The 17,166-nt window shown below is 67.6% G+C and carries 16 protein-coding genes; 6 read left to right on the top strand and 10 right to left on the bottom strand.

Annotated elements, in window-relative coordinates; genetic code table 11:
* Positions 1-31 precede the first annotated feature (31 nt).
* Positions 32-928 carry a LysR family transcriptional regulator gene (locus tag PGH47_RS00180; RefSeq protein WP_271661615.1) on the top strand — a complete coding sequence of 299 codons (897 nt, stop codon included), beginning with the start codon at positions 32-34 and terminating at the stop codon, positions 926-928.
* 70 nt (positions 929-998) lie between these two features.
* On the opposite strand, the gene PGH47_RS00175 is transcribed toward PGH47_RS00180, so the two are convergent.
* A complete protein-coding gene (locus PGH47_RS00175; RefSeq protein WP_271661614.1) occupies positions 999-1,769 on the bottom strand; it encodes an SDR family oxidoreductase in 771 nt (256 codons plus the stop codon).
* A 223-nt stretch (positions 1,770-1,992) separates the two neighbouring features.
* Here PGH47_RS00175 and PGH47_RS00170 point away from each other — a divergent pair, with 223 nt between their 5' ends.
* The 4 genes from PGH47_RS00170 (at position 1,993) to PGH47_RS00155 (ending at position 5,250) form a co-directional block, all read left to right on the top strand.
* The gene (locus PGH47_RS00170) at positions 1,993-2,484 is read left to right on the top strand and encodes a DUF2975 domain-containing protein (protein WP_125524142.1); all 492 of its coding nucleotides are present in this window, start codon (positions 1,993-1,995) and stop codon (positions 2,482-2,484) included.
* Complete coding sequence (locus tag PGH47_RS00165) at positions 2,484-2,705, top strand: helix-turn-helix domain-containing protein (protein ID WP_271661613.1); 222 nt, start codon at positions 2,484-2,486, stop codon at positions 2,703-2,705. The genes PGH47_RS00170 and PGH47_RS00165 overlap by 1 nt, the downstream gene beginning before the upstream one ends.
* A 152-nt stretch (positions 2,706-2,857) precedes the next feature.
* A complete protein-coding gene (locus tag PGH47_RS00160; RefSeq protein WP_271661612.1) occupies positions 2,858-3,424 on the top strand; it encodes a PadR family transcriptional regulator in 567 nt (188 codons plus the stop codon).
* A 107-nt stretch (positions 3,425-3,531) separates the two neighbouring features.
* On the top strand, positions 3,532-5,250 hold the full coding sequence (locus tag PGH47_RS00155; protein WP_271661611.1) for an acyl-CoA dehydrogenase family protein: 1,719 nt from the start codon (positions 3,532-3,534) through the stop codon (positions 5,248-5,250).
* A gap of 115 nt (positions 5,251-5,365) precedes the next feature.
* Here PGH47_RS00155 and PGH47_RS00150 read toward each other — a convergent pair whose 3' ends face one another.
* The 8 genes from PGH47_RS00150 to PGH47_RS00115 form a co-directional block, all read right to left on the bottom strand.
* Positions 5,366-6,028 carry a pyridoxamine 5'-phosphate oxidase family protein gene (locus PGH47_RS00150; RefSeq protein ID WP_271661610.1) on the bottom strand — a complete coding sequence of 221 codons (663 nt, stop codon included), beginning with the start codon at positions 6,026-6,028 and terminating at the stop codon, positions 5,366-5,368.
* A gap of 152 nt (positions 6,029-6,180) precedes the next feature.
* Positions 6,181-7,356, bottom strand: coding sequence for a hypothetical protein (locus tag PGH47_RS00145; protein ID WP_271661609.1), 1,176 nt, complete (start codon positions 7,354-7,356; stop codon positions 6,181-6,183).
* 855 nt (positions 7,357-8,211) lie between these two features.
* Positions 8,212-10,275, bottom strand: a complete 2,064-nt coding sequence (locus tag PGH47_RS00140; protein WP_271661608.1) for an endonuclease — start codon at positions 10,273-10,275, stop codon at positions 8,212-8,214.
* Positions 10,276-10,572: 297 nt separating this feature from the next.
* Positions 10,573-11,274, bottom strand: a complete 702-nt coding sequence (locus PGH47_RS00135; protein ID WP_271661607.1) for a hypothetical protein — start codon at positions 11,272-11,274, stop codon at positions 10,573-10,575.
* A gap of 13 nt (positions 11,275-11,287) precedes the next feature.
* Positions 11,288-11,971 (bottom strand): M23 family metallopeptidase, encoded by a 684-nt coding sequence (locus tag PGH47_RS00130; RefSeq protein ID WP_271661606.1) that lies wholly within the window; start codon positions 11,969-11,971, stop codon positions 11,288-11,290.
* Positions 11,972-11,979: 8 nt separating this feature from the next.
* Complete coding sequence (locus PGH47_RS00125) at positions 11,980-12,696, bottom strand: peptidoglycan-binding protein (protein WP_271661605.1); 717 nt, start codon at positions 12,694-12,696, stop codon at positions 11,980-11,982.
* 334 nt (positions 12,697-13,030) lie between these two features.
* The gene (locus PGH47_RS00120) at positions 13,031-13,726 is read right to left on the bottom strand and encodes an AfsR/SARP family transcriptional regulator (protein ID WP_271667927.1); all 696 of its coding nucleotides are present in this window, start codon (positions 13,724-13,726) and stop codon (positions 13,031-13,033) included.
* A gap of 203 nt (positions 13,727-13,929) precedes the next feature.
* On the bottom strand, positions 13,930-14,679 hold the full coding sequence (locus tag PGH47_RS00115) for a hypothetical protein (RefSeq protein WP_271661604.1): 750 nt from the start codon (positions 14,677-14,679) through the stop codon (positions 13,930-13,932).
* Between the two features lie 590 nt (positions 14,680-15,269).
* Between PGH47_RS00115 and PGH47_RS00110 the strand changes: the two genes are divergently transcribed.
* Positions 15,270-16,310 (top strand): hypothetical protein, encoded by a 1,041-nt coding sequence (locus PGH47_RS00110; protein ID WP_271661603.1) that lies wholly within the window; start codon positions 15,270-15,272, stop codon positions 16,308-16,310.
* A 20-nt stretch (positions 16,311-16,330) separates the two neighbouring features.
* Here PGH47_RS00110 and PGH47_RS43180 read toward each other — a convergent pair whose 3' ends face one another.
* On the bottom strand, positions 16,331-16,828 hold the full coding sequence (locus PGH47_RS43180) for a hypothetical protein (RefSeq protein WP_443048454.1): 498 nt from the start codon (positions 16,826-16,828) through the stop codon (positions 16,331-16,333).
* Positions 16,829-17,166 lie beyond the last annotated feature (338 nt).

Here is a 17,166-nt window from a genome sequence, read left to right as displayed (position 1 = left end):
CGCGGCCCCCGCAGGGAGGAAACGGGATCCGATGAGCCTTCGTCAGTACGAGTACGCCCTGGCCGTTGCCGAGGAGGGCTCGGTGACGGCGGCGGCGGAGCTGCTGCGGGTTGCTCAACCGTCGGTGTCCCAGCAGATCCGAGGGCTGGAGCGGGAACTCGGCGTGCAGCTGTTCGACCGCACGCCGACCGGCCTGGTGCCCACGGTGGTCGGCCGCGCGTTCCTGCGGGAGGCGGAGATCGCGGTGAGCGCGGCACGGCGCGCGAGGGCGACAGCGCGGGCCGGCGCCGATGAGCTGGTGGGCGAGTTGGTGGTCGCGGTCCAGATGGGCTTTGCCGCTCGGCAGCTGCCGGGCGCGTTGAGCGCGCTGCGTCGCCGCTTTCCCCGGCTGGAGGTCACCGTCTTCGAGGAGCCGAGCCACGCCGAGCTGGAGCGGCTCTGCCGCCGGGGCCTGCTGAACCTCGCCCTGATGGCGGCGTGCGAGCGCAGCCCCGCCGACGCCCACCACCTCGGCGACGAGGAGTTCGTCGTGGTGCTGGGCGCCGGGCACAGGCTGCTCGCCGCCGACCGGGTCGACCTGCGCGAGCTGGCGGGGGAGTCGTGGGTGAGGTTCGACCGCGACAGCGCGCTCGACGCCGTACTGCTGAACGTGCTGCGGGAGAACGACCTGACCCCGAGAACGGCCGCACGCGTGTCCCAGACGGCTACGGCCGTACGCTGGGCGACCCACGGCCTGGGGGTGACCCTCGTTCCGGCCTCCGCGGTTCCCCACGGTCACGAGCACCTCGCCCGCCCGGTCTCCCCGGCCGTGCCCCAGCCCGTCCTCGCCGTGGTCCGACACGGCGCGGGTCCGGCGGAGACGGCTCTGCTCGAACTCCTCCGCCAGGAGACCTGGTCCGCGTCCGCCTCCCTCTCACCGATTTCCTGACGGCCGAGAAGGAAGCGGCGCTGCGGAATTCTTCTCTATCGGAGCCGACATTTTCTGAATTCCGTGGGCGTCATCCCCTGGGGAATTCGCCACCGTCCACGACGAGATTGCTCGCGGTGAGCCAGCTCGTGCGGTCGGACACGAGGAACAGGACCGCGTGGGCGATGTCGTCGGGCTGTCCCTCACGTCCCAGCGGCGGGGTGTTGGTGGCCTGGCCGGGCCCGTCGTCCAGGCGCGCCCACTGCTCCCGCGTCGCCTCGCCGCCGGGGGTGGCGGTCCTGCCGGGAGACACGGTGTTGACCCGGACTCCGAAGGGGGCCAGCTCCGCCGCCAGTCCCCGGCTGTAGTTCTCCAGTGCCGCCTTGGCCGCCGTGTAATGCAGGAACGGAGGCGGCGTGGGCGGAACCGCCGCCGAGGAGACATGCACGATCGCTCCGGAACGCCGGTCCCGCATCCCCGGTGCCAGCAGCGAGTCCAGCCGCACGGATGACAGGAAGTTCAGTTCCAACGCGTCCTGCCAGATGTCGTCGGGGATGGCGAAGGCTCCCTTGTACGGCTGTGCACCGCCCGCGTTGTGGACCAGGACGTCCACCCCGCCGAGCATCTCGTGCGCGGCCGTGGCGAGCGCTTCCGCGCCGGCCCGCGTCCGCACGTCGGCCGCCACGAAGCGGGCTCCCTCCGGCACGGAGCCCGTCGCCGACCTGGCGGTCGTGAGTACCTCGGCACCGGCGTCCACGAGCTGGCGCACGACGGCAGCCCCGATTCCGCGAGTGCCGCCCGTGACGAGGGCACGCTTCCCCGTGAATTCTCGTGTTCCTGAGCTGTTCTCGATTGTCGTCATGCCGCTGTTCCTCTCAATTGAATAGGCGATTTACGTGCCCACGGCGCGCTATTTCAAGGTACGAGCGGAAAAGAGGAAGAGGCAAAGACGAAAAGACAGCACCTGCTATAGGGGGTTCCTATGGCACCCCAGGGTCACCTGCAGCCCAGCCAGCCAGCCCAGCCCTTGCCGAATCTATCGAAACTCGATAGATTCCCATCGCAACTCGATGGAAGGAGGGGGCATGGGAAAGCTGACAGTGCGTGCGCTGCGTGCCGTGCTCGTAGTGGTGCTCACCGGCACGGTGTTCGTACAGGCGTCGATGGTCTGGGTGTTGGCCAGTGGAAACGATCCGGAGGACGGGTCGCTCCCGCTGACCCCGTTGCGCGTGATCACGATCCTGGGCATGGTGGCGGCCCAGGTCGCCCTGGTCAGTGTCTGGCGGCTGGTGTCGATGGTCCGACGCGGAACCGTGTTCTCCCACGCCGCCTTCCGGTACGTGGACGCCGTGATCGGCGCGATCGTGGCGGCTGCCCTCCTGTGGTTCGCGGTCACGGCCATCAACGCACCGGGCCAGCGGGACGACCCGGGCGTGACCGTCATCATGGGCGGGGTCGGCCTGGCCATCCTCGGGGTCGCGCTCATCGTGCTCGTGCTGCGGATGCTGCTCGCCCAGGCCGTCGCGCGCGACGTCGAAGCGACCCAGATGCAGGCCGAGTTGGACGAGGTGATCTGATGCCGATCGTCGTCGACATCGACGTGATGCTGGCGAGGCGGAAGATGTCCGTGGGCGACCTCGCGGACCGCGTGGGCATCACACCCGCCAACCTGGCGGTACTCAAGAACGGCCGCGCCAAAGCGGTCCGCTTCGCGACACTTGCCGCACTCTGCGACGTACTCAAATGCCAGCCGGGCGACCTGCTGCGCTGGGAGGCCGAGGACGCGGCGGGCGACTGACGGGCCCCGAGATGAGCGGGAAAAACGGTCGGCACCAGCGGCCGTGACACGGGGGGGGGGGGCGGACCGAATGGTTCGCCCCCCGCGTGACCCCTGTCTCACCCGCCCGGCACCCCTTGGCTATGCAACGAGTTGCATAAGAAGATCGAGGCATGGCGCTCGAGCACGCGATCCTCGTCTCCCTGCTGGAAAGGCCCGGCTCCGGCTATGAGCTGGCCCGGCGGTTCGACCGGTCCATCGGATACTTCTGGACCGCCACGCACCAGCAGATCTACCGCGTGCTCAAGCGCATGGAGAGCGACGGCCTGCTCGCCGTCCGCGGAATGCCGCAGCAGAGCCGGCCGGACAAGAAGGAGTACTCCGTCGTCGGCCCCGGCCGCGCCGCCCTCTCTGAGTGGCTGCACGAACCGATCGAGCCCGAGAGCATTCGGCACGAGCTCGCCGTGAAGATCCGTGGCGCGGCCTTCGACGCCCCTTCCGCGCTGATCCGCGAGGTCGAACGCCACCACCAGGTGCACAGCGACCGCCTCGCGCACTACCTCGCGGGAGAGCTCCGTGACTTCACCGGCCCGACGGCCCCCACCCCGCTCGACGCCGGTCAGGAGCTCCAGCACGTCGTGCTGCGCGGCGGCATCGCCTACGAGCGGATGACGATCGCCTGGCTCGACGACGTACTCGCCACCCTCCACAGACTCGGCACGCCGCACCCGCACCCCTGAGCCGCCGGCCCCGGCCGCCCGCGCGCCACGCCGCCGGGCCACCCCAGCCCGCGCTCCGCGACCTTCTTTCCCGCACCCTCACCCTCAACCCACGGAAGGCGACCTCCATGGCCGACTCCCTGCTCCTCAACCCGCGCACATACGACCCGGCGCAGTTCGACCCCGAGACCCGCAGGCTGCTGCGTGCCACCGTCGACTGGTTCGAGGACCGCGGCAAGCGCAGGCTCATCGAGGACTACCGCACCCGCGCCTGGCTCGCGGACTTCCTCGCCTTCGCCGCCAAGGAGGGCCTGTTCGCCACCTTCCTCACCCCGGCGTCCGCCGCCGGCCACGAGGACCAGCGCTGGGACACGGCCCGGATCGCCGCCCTCAACGAGATCTTCGGCTTCTACGGTCTCGACTACTGGTACGCATGGCAGGTCACCATCCTCGGCCTCGGACCGGTCTGGCAGAGCGACAACACCGCGGCCCGCACCCGCGCCGCGGAACTCCTGGCACAGGGTGATGTGTTCGCCTTCGGCCTCTCCGAGAAGACCCACGGCGCCGACATCTACTCCACCGACATGCTGCTCACGCCGGACGGCAACGGCGGCTTCAGCGCCACGGGATCCAAGTACTACATCGGCAACGGCAATGCCGCCGGGCTCGTCTCGGTCTTCGGCCGACGCACCGACATCGAGGGTCCGGACGGCTACGTCTTCTTCGCCGCCGACAGCCGTCACTCGGCGTACCGGCTCGTGAAGAACGTCGTCGACTCCTCCAAGTACGTCAGCGAGTTCCGCCTCGAGGACTACCCGGTCGGCCCGGACGACGTCCTGCACACGGGCCGCGCCGCGTTCGACGCCGCCCTCAACACCGTCAACGTCGGCAAGTTCAACCTCTGCACCGCCTCGATCGGCATCTGCGAGCACGCGATGTACGAGGCGATCACCCACGCGCACAACCGCATCCTGTACGGCCGCCCCGTCACCGCCTTCCCGCACGTGCGCCGCGAGCTCGCCGACGCCTACGTCCGGCTCGTCGGCATGAAGCTGTTCAGCGACCGGGCCGTCGACTACTTCCGCTCCGCCTCGCCGGACGACCGCCGCTACCTGCTCTTCAACCCGATGACGAAGATGAAGGTGACCACGGAGGGCGAGAAGGTCATCGACCTGATGTGGGACGTGATCGCCGCCAAGGGCTTCGAGAAGGACACCTACTTCGCCCAGGCCGCCGTCGAGATCCGGGGACTGCCCAAGCTCGAGGGCACGGTCCACGTCAACCTCGCGCTGATCCTCAAGTTCATGCGCAACCACCTCCTGAACCCGGCCGAGTTCGCGCCCGTACCGACCCGCCTCGACGCGGCCGACGACACCTTCCTCTTCGAGCAGGGACCCGCCCGCGGCCTCGGCTCCGTACGCTTCCACGACTGGCGCCCCGCCTACGACGCATACGCGGCCGTACCGAACGTCGCCCGCTTCCGCGAACAGGCCGACGCCCTGTGCGAGTTCGTCACCACCGCTGCCCCCGACGAGAAGCAGAGCCGAGACCTCGACCTCCTCCTCGCCGTCGGCCAGCTCTTCGCCCTGGTGGTGCACGGCCAGCTGATCCTTGAGCAGGCCCGCCTGACCGACCTCGACGAGGACGTCCTCGACGAACTCTTCTCCGTCCTCGTTCGCGACTTCTCCGCCTACGCCATCGAACTGCACGGCAAGGACTCCGCCACCGAGGCTCAGCAGAACTGGGCACTCGGCACGGTCCGGCGTCCCGTCGTGGACGAAGCACGTTCGGGGCGTGTCTGGGAGCGGGTCGAGGCGCTGTCCGGGGCGTACGAGATGGCGCCCTGACACCACGCCCCAGGGACTGACCGACACGTGCCGGCGATGACCTCCGAGTTCAGTGACGCCTGCACCGTGGCCTCCGCGCGACCTGCCGCGCGGAGGCCACGACGGTAGTCAGTGGTCAACCCCTGCCCGGCAGCGATCCCGTGTGAGTTCCCGCAGTCTGCTCGCTCTCGTACAACGGTGACTGGTGCTCGGCGCGGGAGACGAAGTAGTCGGCGTCCTTCGGCCGCTGGGCCGCAGGACGTGGACGCGGCGCGGGCTCGAGATGGGGGATGTGCTTGGAGCAGTGCACATACGCCTCCTCCACCGTGATGTGCACCCAGAATTCGGGCCGGCGCCCCGGAGCGGTATCCACGGGAAGGCCGGGGTAGGCCCGCCGCTGCTCGTCGTCCCGGTGGAGCCGAGCGGCTCCATTGACGTGCAGGCCTATGTGGTCCTGGCCGAAGTCGACGAAGAGCAGGCCTATATGCGGATTCTCGGTGATGTTTCCCGCACTGGCGAGGACCCCGTTCCCGCGGTACTCGGGATAGGTGAGGGTGCCGTCGTCCAGCACGGTGACGAATCCCGGGGGACCGGCACGGAACGTGACATCACAGGCTCCGCCGGCGTCCGCCGTCGACAGGAACGCCATGGTCTGCCGCCCTATGAAGTCCGCCATCTGCGGGGTCAGACGGTCCTGTACCTGACGGTCGTAGAAGGTGGCGGCCTGATCGGCGGTGCCGAGAAGATGCTGCAGGCGGCGCTCGCCGGCGGATCCGGTGGACTTGTGGGGGTGAGTCACGGAATGCGCTGCCTTCCTATGGCCTTCGGCTGGGCGTGGGGGAGCGACGGCACTCTAACGCTGGATGGAGCACGGTGTCGTACTCGGTACACGTGAGCGACTGACGACGAAGGTATAGGTCGTTACTCGACCTCAATGCACACGAAGCCTCTTCAACGTCGCGCCGGTTCATCCGCAGCCGCAAGGACGCCCAGGATCACCATGACCACCACGACGAGCAGGAGCAGCAGAGCCACTGAGGCAGGTGTGGGGTAGTTCCACAGGAGGAGAGCGAGGCCCCCGGCGCCGATGACGGCGCCCGAGGTGCGGGGCTGGTTCCTGCGCAGCCACTGCCCGACCGCCCCTGTCGTCAGCCCGGTCCGGGTCAGCGCATGCCCGGCGGCTTCGGTACTTCGGGCCGCGCCATTGCGCACAGCGGCCGCACCGCGGCCCGGTCCGTACAGATACCCCGCGATCACAGTGATCAGAGCCATGACGAGGACCGTGAGGGTGGTCTGCCGGAGGAACCTCACGAGGATGTCGTAGGCGGCTGCTGCGGCATCCTGCGACTGGGTCGTCTGAGTCACCGCGTCCAGACAGATCTGGCGCATGATGGCCAGTCCGACGAGGAGCCCGCACATCATCACGCCCGTGCCGATCCCGCCGGCCATCAGCGCCACCCGGTGTGAAGGTGCCGCCCAAATGCCCAGCCCGCCGAGCACGACTACCGTCAGAGGCAGCCACGGGGCGACAGCGGCGAGCCAGCGGGCACCCTGCCGGGCCTCACTGAGATTCTCGTTCCGAACCAGGACGATCGGCTTGTCGGCACCGGGAATGTCTTCTGCCTTGACAAGCGTCACGCCGATCAGCTGCTTCTGCAATTCTTCAGCCACAATGCCGACGTTCAGCGTGACGGTGTCGCCCTTCACGGCAAGCGCCCCGCTTCCGTCACCCGTGAGGGCATTCGTCGCGACCGTGTGTGCACCGCGGTGGATGCTGTCCCATGCGTCAGCGAAGGCCTCGCTTTTCACCACCTTCTCGACCACGAAGCGCACGGCGGTCGTCAGTCCGCCCTTTAGCTCTTCATCGAGCGACCTTGCCGCATCGACAAGGAAGCGGGGTGCGTCGTGGTCGGCGAGAGTGTCCGCGACCGCGTCGGTGATCTTGCGAGCGTCAATGTTCTCAATCACTTCGTCAGTGACACGATCGACGACCAGCTTTTGGACGGCGGGGTCCCTGGCGAGGGGCGACACGGTCTGCACATACCGATCAACGTCGCTGACCTCGGAATTTACCCATGTGGCTATGACGCTGACAGGCGCGAGCAGAACGGCCAGCGTGAGAAGCAAGGATGCTCCACAGAGCCGCAGGCGCCTGTGTCGCTGGCCGAGAGTGCGCCGTAGTCGCTCGTACTCAGCTCGTTCGGCATCGTCCAGCGGTCCGCTCTGCTCACCTCGCCCATTCTCCTCCGGACCGGAGGAGGCGGGTGGGTCCACGGCGAACCTCCCTCCGCCGCTGTGCGCCCAGGGGGGCGGTGACTGTGAAGCCGGCGCCGGCCCCAGTCACTCCCTCCATCCTCGGTCATAGGAAACCGGGACGCAGCTTGCAGAGGAACTCGAAGGCAATCGCGAGTGCGCCGATAAAGTGTGGTCAATAGGACGGTGGCAGCCGGCCAGCAGAGTGTGGTGGTGACTCAGCGCCAGTCGTCGATCACGTAGGCGTCCGAATGGCTGTAGCCAGATTCGTTGGGCTTGTGCACGCTCACGCTCCGGCGTCCACTTGCCCCAGTCCTTTCTCGACGGCCGGCTGCTCGCGCGCATTCAGCAGTCGTTCGAACCGGTCGCGGGGAGAATGGCCTCACCGCGCCCCTTGCGCCGGTGCGGCTATGATCTCGCGGCCCAAGCTCAGGCCGTCGTAGACGGACTCCGTCAGTGCGCGGCTGAGGCTCACTGCGTCGGGCTGCTCAGCGGCGGGTCAGCTCGCCGCGAGTATCTCGTCGGCCCGATCCAGGGCAGGCCCTGCGGGCGGGCGGAGCGACGCCGAGGCGGCGACACTCGTTCGCTTCGGCGTCGCTCCGCCCGCCCCCAGTTCCCTCGCACCACGGACGCGCGTCGCGGGCGAAGCGACAGGTCCGGCGAGGAGCGCTATGTGATGCCCGCAGCGGTCTGCTGACGTTAAGCCTGAGCCGATGCCCGCCGAGCGGCTCAGGACCAGACACCGGAGAAGTCGATCTCACGGGCCCACTCGGGATGGTCTATCAGCGGGTTCCGATTGCCCTGGATCTCCGCGATGGCCGCGTTGCGGTGCAGTTCGTACTCGCTGACCGCCTCGCTCTCGTGCCAGCGCAGCAGGACGGGCAGCCGATCCTCGGGGAACTCGCGCGCGACGTCGCCGACCTGCCCGGGATAGCGGAGCAGGAAGTACAGGGTGGCACGGGCGACCACGCCCTTGCCCTCCTCCGGCTCGAATCCCACACTTTCTCGCATCCCGCACGCCTCCCTTACCGCTTCCTCGAAGTTGGGGAAGTCGAAGTACGGGAAGTTGCCGCGGAAGCTGTTGCAGCCGACCTCGCAGGCGAACAGATGATGCAGATCGCCTCGCATCGGTTCCTGCTTGTCGAACCACGACTGCGGCACCACGTGCTCACAGTTGAACGGCATCGATGCCTCCAGCGCATCGAACTCCTGTTCAAACTCGGCCGGTCCCGCCGTGCTCTCCAGCAGCAGGAGTTCCTGCACGCGAGCCAGGCGGGCCTGGGCCACGGCCGCGTCGGCCCGTATGAGCTCCTCGGCGGAGAAGTCCTTGCCCGAGTAGATGCTGCGCAGGCGTCCGTCCTTGTGCAGGTCGACCCAGGGATAGACCAGCCTCATCGGCTTGTACCTCGGTTGGGGCTCGTGGCTGTCCGCCAGTAGTCCTGTCAGGGCGCGGCGCAGCGCGTCGCCGGTTTCAGTGCGGATGTTCGCGTAGTACGCCTCCCGCGCGGCTGCGTCCGCGACGCGGTCGTAGTACGGACGGTCCCGTGCGACCCGATGGTTGGTCAGGGCCGCGTCGACCTCCTTCTCGACCGCCGACACGACGTCCGGAGCCCTCGCTGGCGGCTGCGGCGTGGCCTGCGGAACCGATGCGGGAGCGGGCGGCGGGGTAAGGACGGCGGCCGACGAGAACGACGGGGCATCGAATCCGATGCTGATCCGCAGGGGAAGCAGGAACTGCGTTGCGTTGGCGGTCTCCTGGGCCGTCAGGGCTTGGGAGCCGTTGGTACCCGGCACAGGGGGCTTGCCGTTGATGGAGGCCAGCTTTGGGGCGCTCGGCACGGGAGAGGGGGTGAGTTCGGCGGTGAACACCTCGTCACGCAGCCGTGCCGCCTCTCCGGTCAGGGGTATCTCGTGCAGTGCCCCCAGCACACGGCTGATCCGCACCCCTTCGTTGGCCCGCCAGGCCAGTTGCTGGTCGCCCAGCTCGGGCTGCCACACCGCTCCGTCGACACTGAGGGGCCGGCCCTCGGCGTCGGTCTTCGGGACGGCGGAGTGGTGCAGGGCGACGACTTCCCATTGGTCGTTGAAGACGGGAGAGCCCGAAGAACCCTCACGGGTGTCGCACTCGTAGTGCAGGAACCGCTCCAGAACGTCGACTATCTGGTTCTCGCGCAGAGCGATCTGCTTCGGCTCGCCCCTGGGGTGCTGAATGATGTTGACGAACTCCCCGATAAGGATTTTCCCCTGGGCTTCGCTGAGGACCAACCGGCCGAACGACGACAGCGCCTCTCCCTGCGCGCCACGCGGAGCCACGGCGACGAGGCTGTAGTCGAGCGCCCGGTCGGTGACGAAGAACCGAAGTGGCTCCAGTTGGAAGACCGCCGGAACGAGTGGGCTGCCGTCGACGCTGTCCTGGAACGCGAAGGCGACCTTGCTGCGAGTCGCGTCTTCCTTGTCACGCAGTACGTGGTTGTTGGTGAGCAACAGGGATGGCGAGACCATGAATCCGGTTCCATGCCCACCCCCGGGTCCGCTGATGGTGATCCGGCCGACAGAACGCGAGACCTGGACACCCTCTTCCAGGAACGCGACCGGGGTGAGGTTGTTGCGTCCGATCAGGCGCTCCAGCCCCAGTGCGTCACTGGTGAAACCCTCCGGGGGCAGCCCCAGAGTGCTTCCCGCACTGCTGGCCGGTTGCGTCTGCGTCCGCTCGATCGCCCGCGCCATGGCCCAGTCCGCGCCGAGACGTGCCAGCCGCTTCTCGACCCGCTCGGGGGTGTCTGCATACAACACGCCACGCGACTCCAGAACGGACTGATTCCCCTCACGCCGTTCGGTGCGATTCGCATAGCGGGCTGCGGCCATCGTCAGTTGTGACAGGTAGTCTGATTGACGTTCGGATGCGAGTTCCGCCGTGGCCATGATTCGCCTCCAGGCGCCTGGTGATGGTGGCGGTGGTGTTCAACACACGTCTGCACGTTTGGATTCGTCCGGTTCTCCTTCCTGTTGCTGCTTACAGGCTTTACGCAGCCGCGTGCCGGGGGCCGCGACTCGACGTTCCGAATCTCCGAATCTCCAACGCTCCGCGCCTCAGCCCACCCGCTCCGGCGGCAGCCTTCCGCCCACCGGCAGCAGATCAATGAAATTGTGTTCAGCCGCGGGCGCGTACCGTACGAGGCCCGTGTTGTCGGGGGCGGGGACCGTCACCTGTGCCACCGCCTGGCGAACGACGTCCTCCAGGGTCTCGGCCACTGTTCCGTGCCAATAACCCCTGTCGCGCAGCGGGTCGCCCGTCGGCTCTTCCGGGGGCGGCGAGGGGGACAGGCTGACCGGCAGGTACAGCTGCCGGACGCCTTTGTCCGCGCAGGCCTTCGCAAGCAGCCGACCGGTGAGACCGTCGCCGCCTCTCTCGCCGGGAGCGAACTGTTCCAGCATCACCAATAGCGGCCCCTCGCCGACGCACGGCCAGGCTTGAGGCAGGGAGAAGGGAGCCTCCTCCGGTTCGCCGCTGTCCCGCGGTCCGTACCGGCCGTCGGTCTCGCCCTTGGGCTCGGGGCGCACCTTGCCGTCGAAGTATGCCCAGCGCCAGCCCTCGGTCCGCCCGTCGGCATTGCCGGCCAGAGCGCCCTGTGCCCAGGCATCCGCGTAATCGGGGTCACGCACGAGCGGAGTCCTGGGCACATTCGGCGGCGAGCTTATGGCCTCGTCGTAGCCGTCCTGCCAGCCTTCGACACCGACCGGCACGAACACGCCGGGCTCGGTCGGTACCGAATGCGGATTGTGCTGAGTCATCACCGATCTCCCTTTACCAATTGGGCCTGGCGACATTGCCGTAGGACCAGGTGGGGCTCTTCGACATCTCGAAGTGCAGATGCGGTCCTGTGGAGTTGCCCGTGCTGCCGACCAGCCCGAGCTGCTTGCCGGCGCTGACCCTCTGACCGGTCCTCACCTGCCGTTGTGAGAGATGGCAGTAGGTGTACATGTGGCCGTTGTCCGCGCGCAGCCCGATCCATTGCCCGTACGCTCCGCCGGCCTTGTTCGACCACGCGATGGTGCCGTTGCGCACGGCGACCACCGGTGTGCCGGGCTTGGCGGCGAAGTCCTGGCCTGTGTGGCGGCCGATCCCGTCCGGCTCCGGTTTCCAGGCATACGGACCGCGCGCGTAGAAGCCGAAGGTCACTTTGTGCCCGGGCACAGGCGACGGGACCCGCTTCCTGGGATGGGATGCAGCGGGTGCGCCCTTGCAGTTGACTTTGAAGTGGGCGTGGCGGCCGAGGGTGGTGAGTGAGGTGCAGCCGGGGTTGCCGTCGGCGTCGGCTCCCTTGAAGCCCTGGGCGAGTTGTTCGGCGCGGTAGGCGGCTTTGGTCTGGGCGCCGAAGAGACCGGTGGGGCCGTCGGGGATCTTGCGGCCGCGGGCTATGAGCGCTTTCTGTACGGTGCGTACGTCCTCGTTGCGTTTGCCGAACTGGACGTTGGACAGGGCCACCATGACGGCTCCTAGTACGGGTGGGCGGGCCGGTGCGGATCGGCCTGCTGGACGCGGGCGGCGAAGTTCGATCCGGACTTGTTCACGTGGTAGCGGGCGCGCACGTAGTTGACCGTGGCGCACATGTCCGCGACCACGTCGTAGGGCGTAGTCGCCGTATCCGCTTGATGATGGGTGGCGAACGTGGGAGGAATGCACTGCGTGGCGCCTCTGGAACAGTTCCGCGGATGGCCGTCGGACATGATGGGGCCGTGCGCGTTCACATCCGTCCGGTTCACCCGGAACTTCGGATGATTCGACGCGGACTCGCGTTTGGCGATGGTGGCCAGAGCCGAAACTCCGAACCGTGGGTCCATTCCCGTCAGTGCGCACGCCTTCTTGGCATAACGCCGCATAGCTGCTTCCCCGGCGTCGTCGTCGGGATCGAAATAGGTCACCTTGGCCAGGGGGAGTTTTCCGTTGGCGGTGGCCGGGACGCCTGCGCAGTTGACTTTGAAGTGGGCGTGGCGGCCGAGGGTGGTGAGTGAGGTGCAGCCGGGGTTGCCGTCGGCGTCGGCTCCCTTGAAGCCCTGGGCGAGTTGTTCGGCGCGGTAGGCGGCTTTGGTCTGGGCACCGAAGAGGCCGGTGGGGCCGTCGGGGATCTTGCGGCCGCGGGCTATGAGCGCTTTCTGTACGGTGCGTACGTCCTCGTTGCGTTTGCCGAACTGGACGTTGGACAGGGCCACCATGAGAATTCGCCTTCTCTCGTCATGCCCTGCGGGGTTCAAGAGCGCGATAACCGCGTGTTCCGGCCGAAAGACAGACGTCGACGATCAGGACCGTCCTGAATTCGGACCGGGCACCAGCGCAAGCCCACTCGTCGGTGCATCATGATCGGCGTGCGGAGCATCGGCGGTTCGATCTCTGCGTGCCAGACCTGGCGTTCCGTGTCGGTTTCGCCGCGGCGTTGGCACACGACCGCTTCGATGGCGCTGTGGCGCTCGTACTCGTTTGCACGCGTTGTCCTTCCGTCAGCGCCGAAGACGGTCAATTCGACGCTACGGAACCGCCGTCAGCCCCGCGTCATCCTGGCGTCACCCCGCGCGCCCGGGGCGGGAGCATTCGAGCGAACGCGGGAGAGGGCTCGACGCCCAACTCGTCATGCAACAGGCACCGGAACGCGTGATAGTGACGCACCGCCTCGGCGAGATTGTCCTCGGCGAGATGAGCCGAGACGACCGCACGATGGGCGCTTTCGCGGAGGGGCTCACTGCGGACACTCGCCCATGCGGCCTCCAGCGCCAGCGCGGGCTTCCCCTGCCGGGTCAGGGACTCGGCGAGCGCATCGAGCGCGTGCAGGCGCAACTGGCGCAGTCGTTCACGTTCCAGAAGTACCCAGTCCTCGTCCCAGCCTGGCAGTAGGTCCTCGCCGGAGAGCATGGCCAGCGTCGGGCTGCCGTTGAGCGGCCGATCGCACTCTTGTATGAGATCGAGTGCGGTTTCGGCGAGGGCGTGCACGTCCACGGAAAGGTCCGCCGCGGGTGCGAGGTAGTCACCGCAGCAGTGGACGAGGGGCGCCGCGTCGCCGCGGGGTAGTTTCCACAGGGTGGTGCGCAGGCTGCCCCTTGCATGCTCTTCGGAAACCTCCGGCCACAATGTCCCGGCCAGGACTGTGCGTGACGCTCGCCCCCGGAGCCCCGCGAACGCCATCAACCGCTGGCCATTGCGGCACAGCTCGACCGCCTCGGACCCGAATTCCAGTCGGAACTGGCCGAGCAGCCGCAACTGAGGGGGTGGTGACACCAATGTGATCGCCTCGCGCGCGGGCGCATGGCAGCGTGGAATCGTGCGGTGTGCACTTCGAGGTTCGGACACGCGCTTCGAGAAGGCGCGCCATTACCAGTTTCAGGCGTTCGAACAAGCGGTGCAACTCCGGCGCAGGTGGGTTCGCGGGACATCGCGCCGACGGCCCCGTGCCGGCTCTACGCGTCGGCCTTCGCAAGTGCAGTGAGGATGCGTTGAGTCTTGTTCTCGGGGTGTTCGGAGGGCACCACCCCACGCGCCCGCACGGCCTCGTTGAGTTTTCTCTGCTTGCGCTCGGCCCGCTCCGCGAGCTTCTCGGCGTCATCCTCATCCTTGGGCTTGACCCGGATCGACGCCTCCAAGAAGTCGAGCCCGGCGGCGGACCACGCTTCCAGGTCCACATCCATGTCGTCGAGCGGAACGTCGTCGATCTTCGTCGAGCGAACCGGCCCCAGGGCGACCAGTCCATCGAGTTGGACGGAGGGAGTGCATGCGTGCAGGAACTGGTCCTCCAAGGCGTCGACCACCGTCGCTGGATCGCCGCCGGGCGCCACCGCGCCGGACAGCACCCCAGGCGCATGACCATGCACCAGAGAGGCGGCCAGCACACGCCCGTTCGCTGACCAGTCCTGCTCGATCTTGTACGTGAACGGCTTCGCCTCGAACGGAGCGGAGAACCGGCCCACAAGCTGCGACCGGCGGCACGGACGCAACTTGACCGTCAGGTCGTCCGGATCGCCACCGATCCTGAAACGCAGGATCACGCCGCTCTCCAAGAGGAGCACCTGCCCCTCGGCGACGCCGTCACGGTCCTCAGCGAACCAGATGTGACGCACGGTCGTCGCGCGCCCCGACGCGCCAAGGGCGGACAGCGCTGCTGCCACGTCACCCTCGACATTCATCTTTATCTCGACCGGCAACAAGTCCATCGTTGCTCCTACGTGCCTAATGGCCGCCGATTGGGCCCACATCGCCCTGAACTCGGGGTCACTCGCGTCGGTCCGAACGCAGCGGACCCTTGATAAACGCAGCGGACCCTCAAAAGGTGGCTCTCAACAGGCATCTGTCAGCTTTTCAGCGATGCCCGTCCTCCGTCTCACCTCAGGCTATCCACACGATGCTGCCGCTGCAGCCCGGGATACCGACGACCCGGCTGGTCCTTTGGCCGTCCTGCGAAGAGTGAACACGTGTCGCGGATCGTGATTGAGCGTGAGGTCGAAGGTGCGACGAATGCGCCCTTGAGCAGCAGATCCCTGATGTGACGTCAGCCGACGCCGAGATGCGATCGCCATCCCAGCGGCATACGCTTCAAGAGGTGGCAGTCATATGTCAGCAGCACCTCTGACCACAGTGCCAGTGAGAGCTGCCGAAGGCGCCGCACACGACGACTCCGCGTCGGCCGATCGACCGGGAAGCGTCCCCTTCACCAGCACTCCGCCAGTACTGCGGGACTTCGAGAAGGGCGAACACCAGCTGCATTGCCCAGGAAGCCACCAGTGCCGAAAAACCACCCGTGTCAATGAGGCCCGAGGCGACGGGCAGCGATAGCGGACTGCCCTTTTCCGGCGAAAGGGTCATCGCGATGGACGACGACGGGGACGTGGCCGGACAGATGAAGTCCGCCTGGTGCGCGCGGTTGGGCGCCCATATCGCGGAACTCCAGTCACAGATCAACCGGATAGTGAAGCTCGGACTCGCGCCCGCCGATGCCGAATTGGCGGCGAAGGCCGGTGAACAACTCGCGGCGGCCCGGCGCGTCCTGGGCAAGAAGCACAGATTCGTCAAACGGATCACCGGACTGTACGCGGATGCAGCGCTGGCCAACGTCCATGAGGCGGAGGTCGCGATACTGCGGCTGCTGCCGGCCGACGAACTGGGGTGGCGTGGGTCGCGCATAATCACCCAGGCCCGCCTGCACCTCGCCGCGGACGACGAGCGCCTGGTGAACCTGGAGGCCGCGCTGAAGCGCAACAACAACGTCCTCACCCCCGACCTGCGGGAGCTGGCCGTGAGCACCCTCCACGCGGCGCAACAGGCCGAAGAGGCGGAGCGGGCGAGGGCGTGCAGTTTCAGCCAGATCATCGCCGCATCCATCGTGATCATGACGGTCATCGTCGCGCTATTCGCTGCGTGGGGCTACGTCGTCCCCGCAGTCGCGGAGAAATTCTGCTTCACACCGCCGGAGGGGATGGTCTGTCCCATCGGCCACTCCGCCCAGGGCAGCGATCTGCTTCTGGTGCTGTTCATCGGCGCGCTCGCGGCTGCGCTCGCGGGTGCCGTGTCACTGCGCTCCATGCGCGGCACGTCCGGGCCGTACCGCATCGCGGTGCTGCTGCTCGTGCTGCGCCTGCCGGTGGGTGCGCTGAGTGCAGCGCTGGGCATTCTGCTGATCAGCGGTGAGTTCCTGCCGGGTTTGAGCAGCCTGGACAGCGAGGCCCAGATCGTCGCCTGGGCGGCGGCGTTCGGAATACTCCAGGAGACGGTGACCCGCGCGGTCGACAAGCAGGGCCAGCTCGTCCTGGACAATGTCAGGGCTCCCAACCGGGGATTCGAGCCCTGATCACCGATTGAGATCCCGTACTAGAGGTGTCGGTGTGCGGTGAGCCAGTCCTGGAGCTCTCGGTGGCGGTATTGGTAGGCCATTCCCGAGATGCGTAGGAGTCCGGCTTCGTATGCCCAGTGCAGGAAGGCTCCCAGGCGCCAGGGCAGGCGTCGAGGTGTGCAGCACAGGAAGATCAGGTATCGGCGGGATGCCCTGGCTTGGAGCCAGGTGACGCAGATGAGTCCGAGCGCGATCCCGGTGGCGACCGAGGCGGCGCGGCCGGTCAGGTTCCACAGGAGGAGACGACGTGTGGTGGCCCGGCTCGAGCCCTCGCCGAGTCCATGGATGGCCTGCAAGGACAGGGGCATCATCGTGGCCGGCCGCCGGCGCAGCGGGCGGGCGACCTCCAGACAGGTCGTGCCGCTGTCGAGGAAGACACTCTCGCCGCCGGCGATGAGCGAGGCATCTCGGCTGCGATGCGGCGCCTGGCCTGGACGGCTCCGCGTACGCGACGCGTGCGGGTCTCTCTCCCCCAATAGCAGGGTCAGGGTGCGTGCCCCCACAGCGGACAGAAGTGGAGTCTGAGAGCGCATCAGATGGCCGGTAGAGCCTACGCAATGCACCGTCAATGCATTGCAAACGCTCGGTAGCTGACGACTGGTGAGGTCCGCTACGTCTTCGGCCCTCGATGCTGATGCGCACGCGATCCGGTCGCACAGGCCCACGGCCCGACCGGGCGGCACGGCCAGGCTTGATCGGCCATTGGGCGAAGACACCCGCGGCTGGCCGGTGAGATTGGTCAGCCCGCGGCCGTTCTGTTCGGACGGGGTGCTTGGCGAATTGGCCTGTGCCGGCTCGGTGTTCGAGGAGTTCG

The sequence above is a fragment of the Streptomyces sp. HUAS 31 genome, from assembly GCF_028198125.1.
GTDB classification, from domain to species: domain Bacteria; phylum Actinomycetota; class Actinomycetes; order Streptomycetales; family Streptomycetaceae; genus Streptomyces; species Streptomyces chartreusis.
This window is presented reverse-complemented; position numbering and strand designations above follow the sequence as displayed.